General features: G+C 38.2%; 11 protein-coding genes and 1 riboswitch. Of the genes, 3 read left to right on the top strand and 8 right to left on the bottom strand.

Annotated elements, in window-relative coordinates; genetic code table 11:
* Positions 1-8: 8 nt before the first annotated feature.
* From sov to BM327_RS12150, 3 genes are all read left to right on the top strand, one after another.
* Positions 9-7,313, top strand: coding sequence for a T9SS outer membrane translocon Sov/SprA (sov, locus tag BM327_RS12160; protein ID WP_170853755.1), 7,305 nt, complete (start codon positions 9-11; stop codon positions 7,311-7,313).
* Positions 7,303-7,755 carry a GNAT family N-acetyltransferase gene (locus BM327_RS12155; protein WP_244526226.1) on the top strand — a complete coding sequence of 151 codons (453 nt, stop codon included), beginning with the start codon at positions 7,303-7,305 and terminating at the stop codon, positions 7,753-7,755. Before sov ends, BM327_RS12155 begins: the two co-directional genes overlap by 11 nt.
* Before the next feature lie 72 nt (positions 7,756-7,827).
* Positions 7,828-8,727, top strand: a complete 900-nt coding sequence (locus BM327_RS12150) for a TIGR01777 family oxidoreductase (RefSeq protein ID WP_090250451.1) — start codon at positions 7,828-7,830, stop codon at positions 8,725-8,727.
* 160 nt (positions 8,728-8,887) lie between these two features.
* Here the strand turns inward: BM327_RS12150 and BM327_RS12145 are convergent, their stop codons facing one another.
* From BM327_RS12145 to BM327_RS12110, 8 genes are all read right to left on the bottom strand, one after another.
* Entirely contained in the window at positions 8,888-9,676 is a 789-nt protein-coding gene (locus BM327_RS12145) for a hypothetical protein (RefSeq protein ID WP_090250446.1), read from the bottom strand.
* 80 nt (positions 9,677-9,756) lie between these two features.
* The gene (locus BM327_RS12140) at positions 9,757-10,554 is read right to left on the bottom strand and encodes a hypothetical protein (RefSeq protein WP_090250442.1); all 798 of its coding nucleotides are present in this window, start codon (positions 10,552-10,554) and stop codon (positions 9,757-9,759) included.
* Positions 10,555-10,595: 41 nt separating this feature from the next.
* Positions 10,596-11,156, bottom strand: coding sequence for a thiamine phosphate synthase (locus BM327_RS12135; protein WP_090250438.1), 561 nt, complete (start codon positions 11,154-11,156; stop codon positions 10,596-10,598).
* Positions 11,150-11,671 carry a transposase gene (locus BM327_RS12130; RefSeq protein ID WP_139230360.1) on the bottom strand — a complete coding sequence of 174 codons (522 nt, stop codon included), beginning with the start codon at positions 11,669-11,671 and terminating at the stop codon, positions 11,150-11,152. The genes BM327_RS12135 and BM327_RS12130 overlap by 7 nt, the downstream gene beginning before the upstream one ends.
* A gap of 214 nt (positions 11,672-11,885) precedes the next feature.
* The gene (gene thiC / locus BM327_RS12125) at positions 11,886-13,772 is read right to left on the bottom strand and encodes a phosphomethylpyrimidine synthase ThiC (protein WP_090250431.1); all 1,887 of its coding nucleotides are present in this window, start codon (positions 13,770-13,772) and stop codon (positions 11,886-11,888) included.
* A 30-nt stretch (positions 13,773-13,802) separates the two neighbouring features.
* Positions 13,803-14,003 carry a sulfur carrier protein ThiS gene (gene thiS, locus BM327_RS12120; RefSeq protein ID WP_090250428.1) on the bottom strand — a complete coding sequence of 67 codons (201 nt, stop codon included), beginning with the start codon at positions 14,001-14,003 and terminating at the stop codon, positions 13,803-13,805.
* A 94-nt stretch (positions 14,004-14,097) separates the two neighbouring features.
* Positions 14,098-14,195, bottom strand: a riboswitch (TPP riboswitch).
* Positions 14,196-14,423: 228 nt separating this feature from the next.
* Positions 14,424-15,533 (bottom strand): hypothetical protein, encoded by a 1,110-nt coding sequence (locus tag BM327_RS12115; RefSeq protein ID WP_090250424.1) that lies wholly within the window; start codon positions 15,531-15,533, stop codon positions 14,424-14,426.
* A 2-nt stretch (positions 15,534-15,535) separates the two neighbouring features.
* Positions 15,536-16,330 (bottom strand): hypothetical protein, encoded by a 795-nt coding sequence (locus tag BM327_RS12110; protein ID WP_139230359.1) that lies wholly within the window; start codon positions 16,328-16,330, stop codon positions 15,536-15,538.
* Between the last annotated feature and the right edge of the window lie 184 nt (positions 16,331-16,514).

Below are 16,514 nucleotides of genomic sequence, written 5' to 3'. Positions count from 1 at the left end.
TGTTAACTGTGAGAAATAGATTTACCTTTCTAAAATATACCTTATTTGGTATTGCTACTTTATTATTGGGATCCCCTGCTGCTACGGCGCAAGTGCATCCAGATAGTATAGAGTTGCAGTACGAAATAGAGAACCCAATAGACCCCACTCAAAACAACCCACAAAGTTTTGATTTGGGAGATCCTTCAAATGTAGAATTGGTCATAGAATATGATCCTGTTACGGGGAAATATGTCTTCCGCGAGAAAATGGGTGATTTGGATTTTAGAAATCCATCTATGATGACTTTAGAAGAATACATCGAATATGAACGACAAAAGGAAATGCGTGATTATTGGAAGGAAAAAGTAGAAGGTCAAAATCAAGAAGGTCAACCCCTTCAAATTCCTATTAAAATTGAAAGTCCTGGATTCGCCAACGTTTTTGGGTCGGACGAAATCAATATACGTCCACAAGGTGCTGTAGAATTATCTATGGGTGTGGCCGCTTCTCGTTACGACAATCCAGTTCTTCCAGAACGCCAAAGAACCCTAGTGCGTTTCGATTTCCAACAGCGTATACAGTTAAACTTAGTGGGGCAAATTGGAGATAGAATGAAATTAGGAGCTTCTTACAATACAGAAGCACAGTTCCAATTTGATAACGTAACGAAATTAGAATATACCGGAGACGAAGATCAAATTCTTCAAAAATTAGAAGCTGGTAACGTTTCCATGCCTTTGAATACTTCGCTTATTCAAGGGTCTCAAACTTTATTCGGGGTGAAAACTAGAATGAAGTTTGGTCGTTTAACCGTAGATGCAATTGCGGCATCTTCTAAAGGACAAAAACAAACCATTAATATAGAAGGTGGAGCTCAAATTAAAAAGTTTGAGTTGAAAGCGGATAACTACGAAGCTAACCGTCACTACTTCCTTAACTATTACCATAGAAATCATTACGACGAAGCTTTAGCTACCGTTCCTGTGATTAACTCTATCGTAAACATTACGCGTATTGAAGTTTGGGTAACCAACCGTCAAAACACAGTAGACAATACAAGAAACATCTTGGCCTTTACCGATTTAGGGGAGGGACAACAAGATAATTGGCAAGGTTCTCCTGGGTATGGAAATACTCAAAATCAAGCTTTGCCAGATAACGAAGCCAATGCTTTATACGAATGGGCTTCAGGAAATTCAGCAGTACGTTCTTTTAACAATGCTGTGGTTACTTTATCAAATCAAGTAACAGCTCCAGGACCCTTTAATCAGGCCTTAGAATATGAGAAGGTTGAAAATGCAAGAAAATTAACCAACAATGAATTTACCTACAATGCTCAGTTGGGTTACATCTCTGTAAATATTCCTTTAAATTCTGATGAGGTATTAGCTGTGGCTTATGAGTACACTTACGGGGATAGAGTATATCAAGTGGGTGAATTTTCAACGGATGGGGTTGAAGGACAAGACGCCTTAATCTTGAAGTTATTGAAGCCGACAATTACAAATCCAAACAACAAGTTATGGGATTTGATGATGAAAAACGTTTATTCTATTGGGGCTTACCAGGTGAGTCAGGATGGATTTAAGTTGAACGTTTTCTACAACAATCCAGAAACTTCTTTACCGATTAACTTCTTACCACAGATCGATGACAGACAATTAGTGGATGTAGTAGGTATGGATAGGTTGAACCAAAACAACAGAGCGCAACAAGATGGGGTGTTCGATTTTGTGCCTATCAACTTTACCGATAACATGGCAGTGAATGGAGGTACCATCAATACGCGTAATGGTAGAATCTATTTCTCAACCATAGAGCCTTTTGGTAAAACCATACGAAAAGAGTTGGAAAATGCGGGAATTCCGCAGGTGGCTATAGACAATGTTGTTTTTGAAGAATTATACGATAGTACGCAAATTGCTGCCCAACAGATTCCAAGTAAAAACAGATACTTGTTCAAAGGAGAGTACAAATCTTCGGTATCATCAGACATTCCTTTAAATGCCTTGAACGTTCCGGAAGGAGCAGTTACAGTTACTGCCGGAGGAATTCGTTTGGTAGAAGGACAAGATTTTACGGTTGATTATAACTTAGGTAGGGTTAAAATTTTGAATACGGGTGTATTAGAGTCGAATACTCCGATTCAGATAGATATAGAGAGTCAATCTGTATTTGGTTTCCAATCCAAAACATTGATGGGAGGTCATGCCAACTACATGTTCGACCCTGACTTCAACTTAGGCGCTACATGGATGATGATGACAGAAAAGCCCATCACCCAAAAAGTGGATTATGGAGACGAACCTTTTAGAAATAATGTAATTGGTGTTGATTTAGCCTTGCGAAGAGAAGTGCCTTTGCTTACTAAAATGGTGGATTTATTGCCTGTAATTTCAACCAAAGCAAAATCTACAATTAACGTAACAGCAGAAGCTGCACACTTGATTCCTGGTACTCCTAGAGCGGTGACAAGAGATGGTATTTCTTATGTTGATGATTTTGAAGGCTCACAGTCTACCATAGATTTAAAGAGTAATTATACTACATGGAAGCTGGCTTCTGTACCACAGGGACAAAACGCCTTGTTCCCAGAAGCGGCATTGAAAGATAATTTAGCGGCAGGATACGGAAGAGCACACATGGCTTGGTATACAATAGAACCTTTATACTACCGTTCTGATAATCAAACACCAGATCACATCGTTGAAAATCCAGAATTGATAGAAAACGATTTAACGTGTGTGGTATCGCAAGGACAATTATTCCCGAATTTGAATTTGCCGATTGGGTCTATTCCTAACCTAACAGTTATGAATTTGGCTTACTACCCGAAAGAGAGAGGTATGTATAATTATGATACAACCAATACGGTAGACCAAAACGGTGATTTCACTAACCCTGAAGAAAGGTGGGCAGGTATCATGCGTGCATTAACCACTACGAATTTTGAACAAACGAATATAGAGTACATTCAATTCTGGATGATGGATCCTTTCTGTCAAGACCAGGAAGACTTTGACCCAAGCACACCACACAGTGGAGGAGATTTGTACTTTAACTTGGGTAATATTTCTGAGGATATTTTACCAGATTCACGTAAGAGTTACGAAAGTGGTTTACCAACACCAGATGATATCAATTTGAACAGTATAGATACTACGAATTGGTCTAGATTGTCATCTTCTCAAGTTATTGTGAACGCTTTTGATCAGAACACGGCATATAGAGAATTCCAAGACGTTGGTTTAGATGGTTGGAATGATGCGCAAGAAACTTCTGCATATTCGAATTACGTGAACTGGATCAATTCTTCTAATTTACCAGCAGCTGTAAAAACGGAATTATTAAGCGATATCTCTAACGATAATTACAACTTCCACAGAGATGATGATTACGATTTTGATCAATTGGATATTTTGGAGAGATATAAGAAATTCAACGGCCATGAAGGGAATTCTCCAACACCAGAAATGTATGCAAATCAAAACGACGAGGGTTACCCAACTTTATATTCTATTACTCCAGACATAGAAGATATCAACGGAGATAACAACCTTGGAGAGTCAGAAGCGTATTTCCAGTACAGAGTTTCTTTGCGTCAAAATGATATGCAAGTAGGTAAGAATTACATTATAAATGAAAGATCTTACCAAGACGGAAACCGTACAAGAAAATGGTATCAGTTTAGAATTCCTGTAAAGAATCCGGATGATGTTATCAATGGAATTACAGACTTCAGATCTATACGTTTCATGCGTATGTTCATGACCAATTTTAATGAGCGTACTATTCTTAGGTTCGCAAAATTAGAATTCATTAGAGGAGAATGGAGAAGGTATACAGAAGATTTAAATGCACCAGGAGATGGCGTACAGGTAGACCCGAATTCTACCAACTTTAATATAGGTGCCGTAAACATTGAGCAACACGATCAGCGTTTGCCTATTCCTTACGTAACTCCTCCTGGAATTACCAGAGAAATTGATCCATCTCAAACTTACCAACGTCAGTTAAACGAACAGGCTTTAACATTAGAGGTGTGTGAATTGGAAGATGGAGATGCCAGAGCTGCCTACAGGAATGTAGAGTTTGATGTGCGTAACTATGAGAAGTTAAAGATGTTTGTTCACGCAGAGGGTGATCAGTTCCAAGCACCGTTGAATGATGATGACTTAACTGCCTTTATACGTATGGGTACCGACTTTGACGAGAACTATTACGAGTATGAAATTCCGTTAAAAGTTACAGCATTTAATCAAAGTGCATCACCGATTCAAGTATGGCCAGAGGCAAACAACATAGAAATTGTTTTTGATGATTTGTTGAAAGCTAAAAAGGAAAGAAATACCCTGTCAGAATTGCCGGGAAGTTCAATTTCTAAGACGGTAGAATATATAGTACCAGATCCAAATGATCCAACAAAACGCATTAAAGTAAAAGGTAACCCTAACTTACAAGGCATGCGTACCTTAATGATAGGTATACGTAACCCACGTCAAAATGGGAAACACCCTTGGCAAGATGATGGTTTAGCGAAATGTGCAGAAGTTTGGGTAAACGAGTTGCGTTTGTCTGATTTCAACAGCTCGGGTGGATCGGCAGCCTTGGCGCAAGTTCAAATGCAATTGGCAGATTTTGCCAGTGTAAATGTGGCAGGTACTTACAGCGGAACCAACTGGGGAGCTATAGATGCAAGTGTATCTGAACGTCAGCGTAATACACAGTATACTTTTGACTTCTCTACCAATGCTCAATTGGGGCAGTTCCTTGGAAAGAAGGCAAGAATTTCTGTGCCGTTCTATTACTCTTACTCTTTAGGGGTGGTAACACCTGAGTTTGATCCTTTCAACCCAGATATTAAACTGAGTGAATACAGTGTGAATGAACGTAAGGAAAGAGCTAAAACAGGACAAGATTATAGTTTAACCAAGTCCTTCAATTTTACCAACGTAAGAAAAGAAAGAAAACCAGGAAAGGATGTTCACCTTTGGGATATAGAAAACTTCGCACTTTCTTATGCGCAAAGTGAACAATTACTGCGTGATTTTAATACAGAATTTGATAGAACTTATATCTACAGAGGTGGCTTAAACTATACTTACTCAGGAACTCCTTTATTGATAGAACCACTAAAGAATATCAGTTTCTTAAATAAGTCGGATTGGTTGAGAGTTGTTAGAGATGCGCATTTCTACTTAGGACCAAAAAGTATAGGTTTCCAAAACGATTTAATGCGTTCGTATAACGAAAGAAAAATCAGAAATACACTGGGTACTTCTTTCGAATTCCAGCCCATCTATTTGAAAAACTTCACGTGGCAGAGAAGGTATAACATGCGTTATGATATTACCAAAAACTTGAAGTTCAATGTAACGGCAAACAACAATTCTATTTTTGACGAGCCAGAAGGTCAGGTAGACAGACAAGAGGCACCAGAGTTGTACCAGCAATTTAGAGATTCTATTCGTTCGCAAATGAATACTCTGGGTAAAACCATGCGTTACAACCACGATTTTGATTTCACCTATAAACTGCCCTTGGATCAAATACCCGTATTGGACTTCATGAATACCAACGTTAGGTATACGGGAGGTTACGAATGGCAACGTTCTTTATTGGGACAAGAAGATTTTGGAAATACGATACAGAACTCACGTAACGTAAACATCACCACACAAATGAACTTAAATACGCTTTACAACAAAGTTGAGTTATTTAAGAAGGTGAATTCTGGAGGTTCTTCAAGAGCACCGAGAAGATCTATACGTGGTGGGGTTGGACCAAAACGTCCGAGCGCTGCACCAGTGGCCGATACGGCTAATATGACTCCTAAAGAATTGAAAAAATGGGAGCGTGAGCAAGAAAGAGAAAAGCGCAAGGAAGAAAGGATAGAAGAGAATCAGGAGAAATTTAACCAAGATTTCCACCCTGTAACTGGTTTCTTAGTAAGAGGATTAATGAGTGTGAGAACCATCTCAGGATCCTATACCTTAAACGATGGTAGCTTGTTACCGGGGTATAATCAAGAAACAAGAATATTAGGTTTCTCAGAAAATTATTCGGCACCTATGGCAGGTTTCCTTTTAGGAAAACAACAAAGAGATATATGGGGAAGAAGTAACGGGTTCTTACTGGCACCTACAGCAGAAGCGAACGGTTGGTTAGTAAATAACCCTATGTTAAACTCTCCACATACCATAAGCCATTCACAAACCATTACTGGTAGAATGAGTTTAGAGCCTTTGAAAGATGTTAAGATAGATTTAACCATGAACAGAAGCTTTACGGAAAATCAATCAGAATTCTACAGAGCCGATTCTATGGGTGTATTCTCTCCACAGGGTAGATTTACCACCAATACACTTACTTATTCAACGATTTCTATAGGTTCGGCCTTTAATGATATCTACAACAGAAAGCTTTCACATACCTTCGACAAAATGAGAGAGGATAGATTGGCTGTTTCTCAATTGTTAGGAGGCTTAAACCCAAATTCTTCTGTGGATTCAGCAGGGTATTATGATGGTTACTTTGGTGGACAGCAAGACGTAGTTATTGGAGCTTTCTTAACTGCTTACACTGGAAGAAGTATTGACAGTAAAAACATTAATCCAATAAAGAACATTCCTTTACCAAACTGGAACGTTACCTACAATGGATTATCAAAGTACAAATTTATGAAGAAGCATGTACGTAATTTCACTTTGCGTCATGGTTACTCTTCAACTGTATCTGTTACAGGTATGCAAACCAATTTAAATGCAAACATTGTGAACGGTTCTCCAACCACGAGAGATTTAAAGAACAACTTCATCTCTGCAAAACAAATTCAGAATGTAAGTTTGATGGAAAGTTTCTCTCCATTGATTGGTTTTGATGCCACATGGAAAATTGGTAAGAATGGATTGTTGACGCGTTTCGAAATCAACAAAGATAGATCTGCATCATTATCATTGGCCAACAATCAAATTACAGAAACTTTAGGAAACGAAATCATCATCGGTTCGGGGTATAAGTTTAGCGATGTACAATTGCCGATGAAATTTGGAGGAAAACGTGTTGCTTCTTCAGATGTGAATGTAAGGTTCGACCTTTCGGTAAGAGATAACTCTACTATCATTAGAAATGTAGTATTGAACGAAACACAAGCAACGGCCGGACAAAAAGTGGTGAAAATTTCTGCTTCTGCAGATTACCAGTTCGGACAAAACGTTACGGTTTCTTACTACTACGATCAAACAATTACAGATCCTAAAGTAGCTACCTCTTACCCAACAGGGAACATGAGCACAGGTTTAAGATTAAGATTTAACTTAGGTGGATTATAAAATTAGAAGAGCGCAACCAGGCGATGAAGTAGGAATTCATCGCCTGATTGTTGAATTGGCAGTTTACGAAAATGAACCCGATGCCGTATTCAACACTCCGGAACAACTGGCCATAGATATTTTTGAACGCAAAGTCTGCGAATCTTTTGTGGTAGAATACCAAGGAGATATTATTGCTTACGCTATTTTCTATACCAATTACTCTACTTGGAATGGGGCGTGTATCTATTTAGAAGATATCTGCATCACAGAAGAACATCGCAGAAAGGGAATAGGAGAACAACTCTTTCAAAAAGTGGTAGATGTTGCTAAAGAGCGCAAAGTTCGTCGTATGGATTGGCAGGTGCTCGATTGGAATACACCCGCAATCAAATTCTACGAAAAAATTGGCGCAACCATAGATAAAGAATGGTACAACGGTCGCCTCTTTTTTAACCAATAAATAACATCTACACATTTTCCGTTTCCCTATCTTGTTGAATGAACAAGACACTGTTTTAATCGTTAAAACTATATGGAGAAAAAGAAAATTGTGATTGCAGGTGGAAGTGGTTTGGTAGGTCAAGCACTCCAAGATTTTCTGCGCAAGGAAGGGCATGAGGTATATGTGCTTTCCAGAAGTGCAAAAGACAAATCGAACTTCCTGCACTGGAACCCTAAACGCAAAGAAATTGCACCAGCAGCAATTGAAGGCACTCAGGTTCTAATTAATTTATCCGGTCAAGGTATGGCCGATGAAAAATGGACGCCGGCTCGTAAGAAAGAACTCTTAGAATCGCGTGTTTTACCCACACAATTTTTGTACGCCTCCTTCCAAAAAAGCAAAACGCTAGAGCAATACATTTCAGCTTCTGGTATCAATTGCTATCCTTTAAACAACTACAAAAAAGTGTACAAGGAAGAAGATGCTTACGGAGATGATTTTCTTTCTTTCATCGTGAAAGAGTGGGAGAAAAGTGCGGACCTTTTTCAGAATTTGTGTAAAGTGGTAAAGCTTCGAATTTCTGTTGTTCTTACACCAACCGGTGGCGCACTAGAAACCATAGCCAAACCCATTAAAATGTATGTAGGCTCTCCGCTGGGAAGCGGTAAACAATGGATGCCGTGGATAACAATAACAGATTTAACCCGTATGTTTGGTCATGCCATAGATCAACAATTAGAGGGGGCATACAACGCAATTGCCCATGCGGATAAAAACAAAACATTTACAAAAAAGTTAGCCAAAACCTTAAATAAGCCGCTGCTGATGCCCAAGGTACCAAGCTTTGTGTTAAAGTTGGTCTTGGGAGAGATGTCTACCATGGTTTTGGAGGGCATACAAGCCTCTAATGTAAAAATCAAGTCTACCGGTTTCGAATTTCAATATGAAGCCTTAAAACCGGCTTTAGCACATGTGTTGAATAAAGCTTAGGCTGCTACCTTCCTAAGGTCAGGTCGGGCTATCCATTGTAGTCCCAAGTTTTGCCTTCAAGTGCTCCTCCATACAAAGTTTACTCCTAAAGTCGTAAGCCTTTGTATGTGGATTACTAAAAGTCAAAACCTGGGCGCTGCCATTCCTATCCCTAGCAGAATTACAGGGCGAGTTTGAAACCGATTTGCATAACCGGAACACTGTTGTTAATGGAATAACTGGGTTGTATACCAGAGCTTAGATTAATTTCAAACTTATTGGTGAATTTATAACCGGCACCAAGATAAATTCCTCGGTTAGAATCTACTCCCGTAACCAATTTAACTTTGTTGTTGAATAACATATTGGCCTCTAAAGAGCTCGTGAAATTAGAAACAACTAAGTTGGTGGTTAATTTGAAACGCTCTCTATCTACAATAACTTGCTGGTACAAGAGGTTTAGCGCATTGAAATTAGGAGCTCCATATTTCCCGAAATTCATGGCAAATTCTGCCCCTACTTTAAAGCGATCTCCAGAGTAAATTGCGCCTAAACGCGTGGTTTGGTAGTGGCGAGATTTATAGTTTAGGTCGCTAGAAGAACTTAAATAGGAGGAAGAACCTGTACCGTAGCCCACACCGAAATTAAGTTTTTTTCCATTTTGTAAATCAATTCTGTAGCTCAATCCTAGTTGTTTTCTCTGGGCAGCGTAGAAAAAGTTGGCGCTATTTTCTATTTGACCCGAAAAACTGAAGTTACTTTTTCCAAATTGCGTTTCAAAGAGCAAAGAACTGTTCGAACCATATCTGGAATTAAGGAGCGCACTGTAATTAATTTGGTTTCCATCCAAACCTGCATGGGCTACATTAAAGGCACTCAGCCTGTTTTGTGCCATGGAATTATTCATGTTTTGTGCCTGTACACTTAAGCCGATCACAAGAAAAGCGATGAGGATTTTTAAAGATTGCATAATTTTAAGTTTAAACGTAAGACCAACATCTCCTCCTTAAGTTACTGACCCTTTTGTGAAGAAAAGTTAAAGCTAGTTTTTCAGAGTTTTAGTTGTAAGCCGATTTGAAAATCATTTCCGAGTATAGAGTGAGAAAATAGCGTATTACGAGGAATATTAGCACTCAGATTTATTGCTACTTGCTCATTCATAAAATAGTTGAAGCCCAAGTAGTAACCGCGATAATTATTCTTTCCTGCAATTATTTCATAGCTATCTTTTAGCAGAAATTCTAATTCAAGGTTAAGGTTGTTAAAGGAATAATTACTGTCAAATAAGAGTAATACACTAAAATCAAAATTCTCTTTGTCCACTATTTTGTGCCCATAGAAAATTTGAAGGTAGTTGAAGTATTGTTCGTAGGTATAGTTGTAAGAAGTGCTCGATTCTACGCCTATTTTTAATCGTTCACCCTTATAGGTACTTCCTAATCTTAATGACATACCCTTTATGTAATGGAATTGACTCGGGAAATAAATTTCTCTATTGCCATGACCAAATCCTAATCCAAAACTTAATTGTCTATGCTTGCGAAGTCCTATTTTATAGCTTGAATGCAGGTCTAAATCGACTGAATTGTTATTGGGCCCAAAGTAGTTCACCGAGCTGCCTCCTATGGCAAAATTACTTTTACCTATTCCATGTTCAAACAAAAGGGCAGTGGTCAGTCTACCGTTGTAATGTATTCCCACCGAACTATTGATTTGATTACCATCCATACCTGTATTGGCAACATTGAATAAGGTGTATCGTTGGTTGATAAAAGAAGCATTCCTAAATTGAGCAAATGAGCATTGCGCGATCAAAAGCAATGCGAAAAGTGAAAAGAGTGATTTCATAGGTTCGTTTTATCTCTAAAACAAACTCCTCTTTTATAAAGTTACACCAGCATTTGTAATTGACGAAAAATTTCGAGTGGATCCTCGGCCTTCCAGACTGTTCCAAGTAGGGCAAAATGTTGATAGCCCAAAGATTTGGCTTGTTCAATGGTGGTGCTAGAAATACCACCAAGCGCTATAATTTTAGAACGCTTTTCTGCTGCTAAGTAGGCAATGGATAAAGTTTCACGGCTTTCATACCCAGGTTTAGAAATGGAAGGGAAAACCGGACTCAAATACACCTCTTCAAAATGTTCAAGTTTTTCCAAAGCTTCGTCAATACTATGTGCGCCTGTTGTTTGTGCTTTAAAGTTTTCATTAGGCAGATCTTGATTCCTTTGGTGAAGCTTTATTTCAGGAAAATGAGCTTTTAAATCGTGATGTTGGTGCAGGTAAACTTTGTTGCAGTACTTGCTTGGTAAAGCTTCCAAATAAGCTTTGTAAACCTCTTTATTTGCACCGGGTTTACGCAGGTGTAAACGTTCCAGTCCAGCTTCAAATAAAGCACATACGATTTCCATTTCTTGGGGATGATCTTGTTCTGGAGTGAAGAGGATTAACATGTTGTAAAAATATCATTTTCCCAGTTACGAGGATTATTTTGTATGTAGTTGATAACATTCTTAAGTTCTCTTTCCGAACGTATTAATCTTTCGTAATAGTTTCTGTGCCATAGCTTGTATCTAAAAGGAGAAAAGATCCCCTTATTAACTACTTTGATGTACAAATTCGTACTAAAAGATTTGAAGCGTTGAATACAGATTTGAACTCCTTTGGGCGTTTGGATAGTGTTAGAGGAGATGATTTCAATATCCATCTTTTGAGTAAGTTGAAAAATAAAATGAAGGTGATCGGGCATGATGATGTAGTGATGACATTGTAATTCCTTGAAATCATTGACGATTTTTATCAAGGCGCTTTCTATCATATTACCAGCAGGATTAGTTTGCATTTCACCTTGGTGTATATATCCAAAAAGGGGTTGGTTTCTGTAAGTTTTTATCGTGATGAAGTAATATCCTTTTTCGGAATAGTTGATGAATTTTGCGCGTATGGAGCGGCGGTCTATAGGTTTCATAGTTTCAGGGGGTGATTGAGGTAGAAGTTACGGAGATTTAGGGGAATAAAAAAAGCCGCATTTTGCAATGCGGCTTTTTTAGTATGATTTTTTGGGTGCGTTGCACCTTTTTTGCTGTATTATTTACAGGTCGGCAGGCTCCCCTTTTTCTTGTATTGGTCGGTAGGCCTTCATGGTTTGGGTCGACACGCGGGTCGACCGTTACGTGGGAGGGCTACACTAGTTTTTCTGGTTCGAGGTACAAGTCTCCACCTTTTTCGTGGAATTGTTTTGACTTCTCTTCCATTCCTTTCTGTAGGGCTTCGTCTTCAGAAATTCCTTTCTCTTTGGCGTAATCTCTTACATCCTGAGAAATCTTCATCGAACAGAAGTTTGGTCCACACATAGAACAGAAATGCGCCACTTTAGCATTGTCAGAAGGCAAAGTTTCATCGTGGTACTCTCTGGCTGTATCTGGGTCTAAAGAAAGGTTGAACTGATCTTCCCATCTAAACTCAAAACGCGCTTTAGAAAGTGCATTGTCTCTGTGTTGTGCTCCTGGGTGACCTTTCGCTAAATCCGCTGCGTGTGCCGCTAATTTATAGGTGATCACTCCATCCTTAACATCTTTCTTGTTCGGTAAACCTAAGTGCTCTTTTGGTGTAACGTAACATAACATCGCACATCCAAACCATCCTATCATTGCAGCTCCAATACCAGAAGTAATGTGGTCGTAACCTGGTGCAATATCCGTAGTTAATGGCCCTAAGGTGTAGAAAGGTGCTTCATGACACTCTTCCAATTGCTTGTCCATGTTTTCTTTAATCATGTGCATTGGCACGTGACCCGGACCTTCAATCATTACCTGAACATCGTGTTTCCAAGCAATTTTTGTCAATTCACCCAAGGTCTCTAACTCACCAAACTGAGCAGCGTCATTGGCATCAGCAATAGAACCTGGACGCAATCCATCTCCTAAAGAGAAAGCAACGTCGTAGGCCTTCATGATTTCACAAATCTCTTCGAAGTGTGTGTACAAGAAGTTTTCTTTGTGGTGAGCTAAACACCATTTTGCCATGATAGAACCACCTCTAGAAACGATACCTGTTACACGGTTTGCCGTCATAGGTACGTAACGTAAAAGAACTCCAGCGTGAATCGTGAAGTAATCTACCCCTTGTTCAGCTTGTTCAATTAAAGTATCTCTAAAAATCTCCCAAGTCAAATCCTCAGCTTTACCGTTTACTTTTTCCAAAGCTTGGTAAATTGGAACAGTTCCGATTGGAACTGGAGAGTTTCTTAAAATCCATTCTCTAGTTTCGTGGATGTTCTTTCCTGTAGAAAGGTCCATGATGTTATCTGCCCCCCATCTACATGCCCAAACTGCTTTTTCTACCTCTTCTTCAATAGTAGAAGAAACTGCAGAGTTACCGATGTTAGCATTGATTTTCACCAAGAAGTTACGTCCAATAATCATTGGCTCGCTTTCAGGGTGATTAATGTTATTAGGAATAATAGCTCTACCTGCAGCGATTTCATCACGTACAAATTCTGGTGTTATTTTACCTTTTGGAGTATTGGCTCCAAAGCTATTTCCTGGGTGTTGTTTTGCTATTTCTGTAGCTTCATCTATACGTTGGTTTTCACGAATGGCAATGTATTCCATTTCTGGTGTGATGATACCTTGTTTTGCATAGTGCAACTGTGTAACGTTTTTACCTGCTTTTGCACGCAATGGCTTTTTTAAGTGCTCAAAACGTAGGTGGTCTAAAGAAGGATCATTTAAACGTTGTTTTCCGTACTCAGAAGAAATTTCTTCTAATTCTTCAACGTCACCTCTTTTTAATATCCACTCTTGACGTAAACGTGGTAAACCTTTTTTGATATCTATTTCAACATTAGGATCTGTGTAAGGTCCTGACGTATCGTAAACAGTAACCGCTTCGTTTTTCTCTTTCTTAAATTCACCATCGGCGAACATAGGCTTAGAGTCTGTTAACGCGATTTCACGCATCGCAACTTTGATGTCGTGTATCTTACCTGGAACGTAAATTTTAGTGGATGCTGGGAAAGGATCTCTAGAAATCTTTTCGTCAGTAGTTGGTACTGCTTCTCTTTTCATATTTCCTATGCTTTTATTTTAAATCTATGCTTATCCTCCGGCCGTCGCGGTGATAACCATAATACTATCTTGTTCTTGAATGTTTTGGGTAGACCAATTCGATTTAGAAACAATGGAGCTGTTCAAGGCCACGGCGATACCCGTTTTATTTTCCATACCCTGTTCAGCTAAAAAGGCCAAAACCGTTTGGGCTGATGTTTCTACTTCTGTATTGTTGAATTTTACTTTCATTGTGTAAACTTCTGTCTTAAAAATTAAGCTTGCTCAAGTTAAGCAAAACAAATTAAAATCAGCTTGTACAGAAAAAGAGGGGGATGCTCAAAGAGGAGGAGTCCTTGCTTTTCCTTTCGTCGGTATCAACCGCATCAAGTTCTGAGGGTTTGTCTCAATCCTTATTTATAAAGGATACCCCTAAAGCTGAGCTACAAAGATAGGTTTTTTTAGAAGATAGCAAGTGGGAGAATTTGATTGAACTTGAATTATTTTTTTATTCTTAAAATTAACAATCTATATCTTCGTTTGAAGGGGAGAAGAGTACTACTTTTTCTTCATTAAATTGAAGTGATTCTTCTGTATTCCAAGTTGCAAAATAAAGCAGTATGACTGGGGGCTTGGCCCGAGAACAACAGGATAGGGAAAAGCTTAAATGTTTTATTGATATTTAACTTTTTTAAGGTTGTTATCCCACTTTTCAAAATAGTAGTAGTATCCATTGAATATTTCCAAATCTTGTATTTGCTTTCCACTAAAAACAAGACTGAATTTTTCACCATCGAATTTGATAAGACAGGTTTCCGTTTTATAGCTATTTCCTGTTAATTTGTGTTCAAATGCACCACTTAAATAAAGTTCATCATTGATGATTTTAGTGGTAATGATATTCGTGATTTTACGGACTAAACTATCGTTTTCAAAAGGGCGACGCTCAAAAGATTCGTTGCTCCAATTTGCTTTTCCAAGAACGGAAGGGAGTCCGTAAAAATTACCTAAAGCCCATGTTTCTCCTTTAAAATCTATCATTTCATAGATGTCGTAAACATTCGTAAAAATGGCCTGATCGCTATTTGTGGTTGCTGTAGGGTTTGCAATCATACTGTTATAAATATCAGATATTTTGTATACCGTATCGTTTATAATAGTATAGTTTCTGTAACTATCCCCAAAACTGTATAAATTAACCGCGTTTGGTAAAATGTTGTTCAAACAAAAATATCCATTACCCTCAAAAATCCCCAATACGTTGCCTTGATAGACTTCTACGTCTCGGATGTGCTTGTCCGTATTGTTTCCAAAGTCAACATCGCAAAGAATGTTCTCAAATTTTTGAAGTGTTTTGTTGTATTTGAAGGCATTGTTTTTTTTGGCTCCATCATTTGTTTTTATGTCACCATAAACATAAATGTCATCCCCAACTTCCTTTATTCCGTTGATTCTATAACGTCTAAAGGTATGAAGTCCCCAAGGTAGTTCTGGGTAGCTCAACTCTTCCGACTTAGACATTACTGAAAATCCAAAGTAAGGATCATCAAAGGTTCCATTATCGGTGAATCCAATGTATAGGTTTTCTTCATCAGAAAGTAAACAAGAAAGCTGTGGTACGTGATTGTAATACACGCTATCTTGCGTGTGAAAATAGACGTGTTGTACATCGTTGAGGGTTGAGCTGTCAAAACCTTCTTCTGAAATAAAAGAAGTGTTTTTTCTACAGGATGTTAGAAATACACCCAGAATAAGTAGAAGGTATAATCGAGTAAAAGTCATGCCTAATTTTTATTTATTCCGATGTTAAGATACACAAACATTGTACTTTCTAGGTTTACTCTTTTTTCTACATCCTTTACATTATTTATAGGAAACTTAGGAGCCTCACCTGAGAGTAGTTTGTTCGTTTCATAGTAGTTTCTATCAGAGCTATGTTTTTCGAAGAAGTAATGACCCAGATTAACTTTTATACCATAATCTAAAGAAAAGTTATCGGCTATAAAACGTTGCGCTCCTATGCCAAAGTCGTAATTCCAATATAGTGATCTATCCTTGTAAAAGGTGCGGTGTTCATGGTAAACACTAGTGGTAAATGCTGTAGTTTTTCTCTGAACCTCAAAAGGAGCGTGTATTGCTCTAACATTTGCAAAAAGGTAAAGGTTAAGTGGTGCTACTTGAAAATACCCCTTAATTCCCGTGAACAAAACAGTACGATTCAATTTTATTTGTAGACTATCAGAGAAGTAAAGTGGGTCATTCGAATAGTAATAGTCCTTATTAATCGTGTACATGTAAGATTTGGTGCTTTGTTGTCCAACCCCTATGCTCCAAACAAATCTTTTACTCAATTGTAAGTTATAGGCAATTTGTAAAGAGGAAGGCTTTAAATTGTTTAAGGGATATACTACTGTACCTGTCCCTGAATAAGATAAGTCATCGGGTGTCTTTAATTTAAAATAATTAAACGATGAACTCGCGCTAAGCGGAGACTCTATACCAATTGTGAAGTAGTTTATCTTTTGGGCGTGCCCCGTAAAAATCATAAAAGATATACAGCTAATTAGTAAATATTTCATAACTATTTCTTCAGTATCTATAATCTCATTCCGCCATTAATAGCAGCAAGTATACAAGTGTTTTTGTTGAATTAGGGAACATCGTTAACATGATCGGATTCGTCCAGCCTATTTATTACTTCTCCTGGGAGTTTAAATAAACAAACTTCCTTTTGAGCGAAAAAATGAAAGCTTAAAAAAGTGG

It is taken from the genome of Lishizhenia tianjinensis (assembly GCF_900116425.1).
Classification (GTDB): domain Bacteria; phylum Bacteroidota; class Bacteroidia; order Flavobacteriales_D; family Crocinitomicaceae; genus Lishizhenia; species Lishizhenia tianjinensis.
This window is presented reverse-complemented; position numbering and strand designations above follow the sequence as displayed.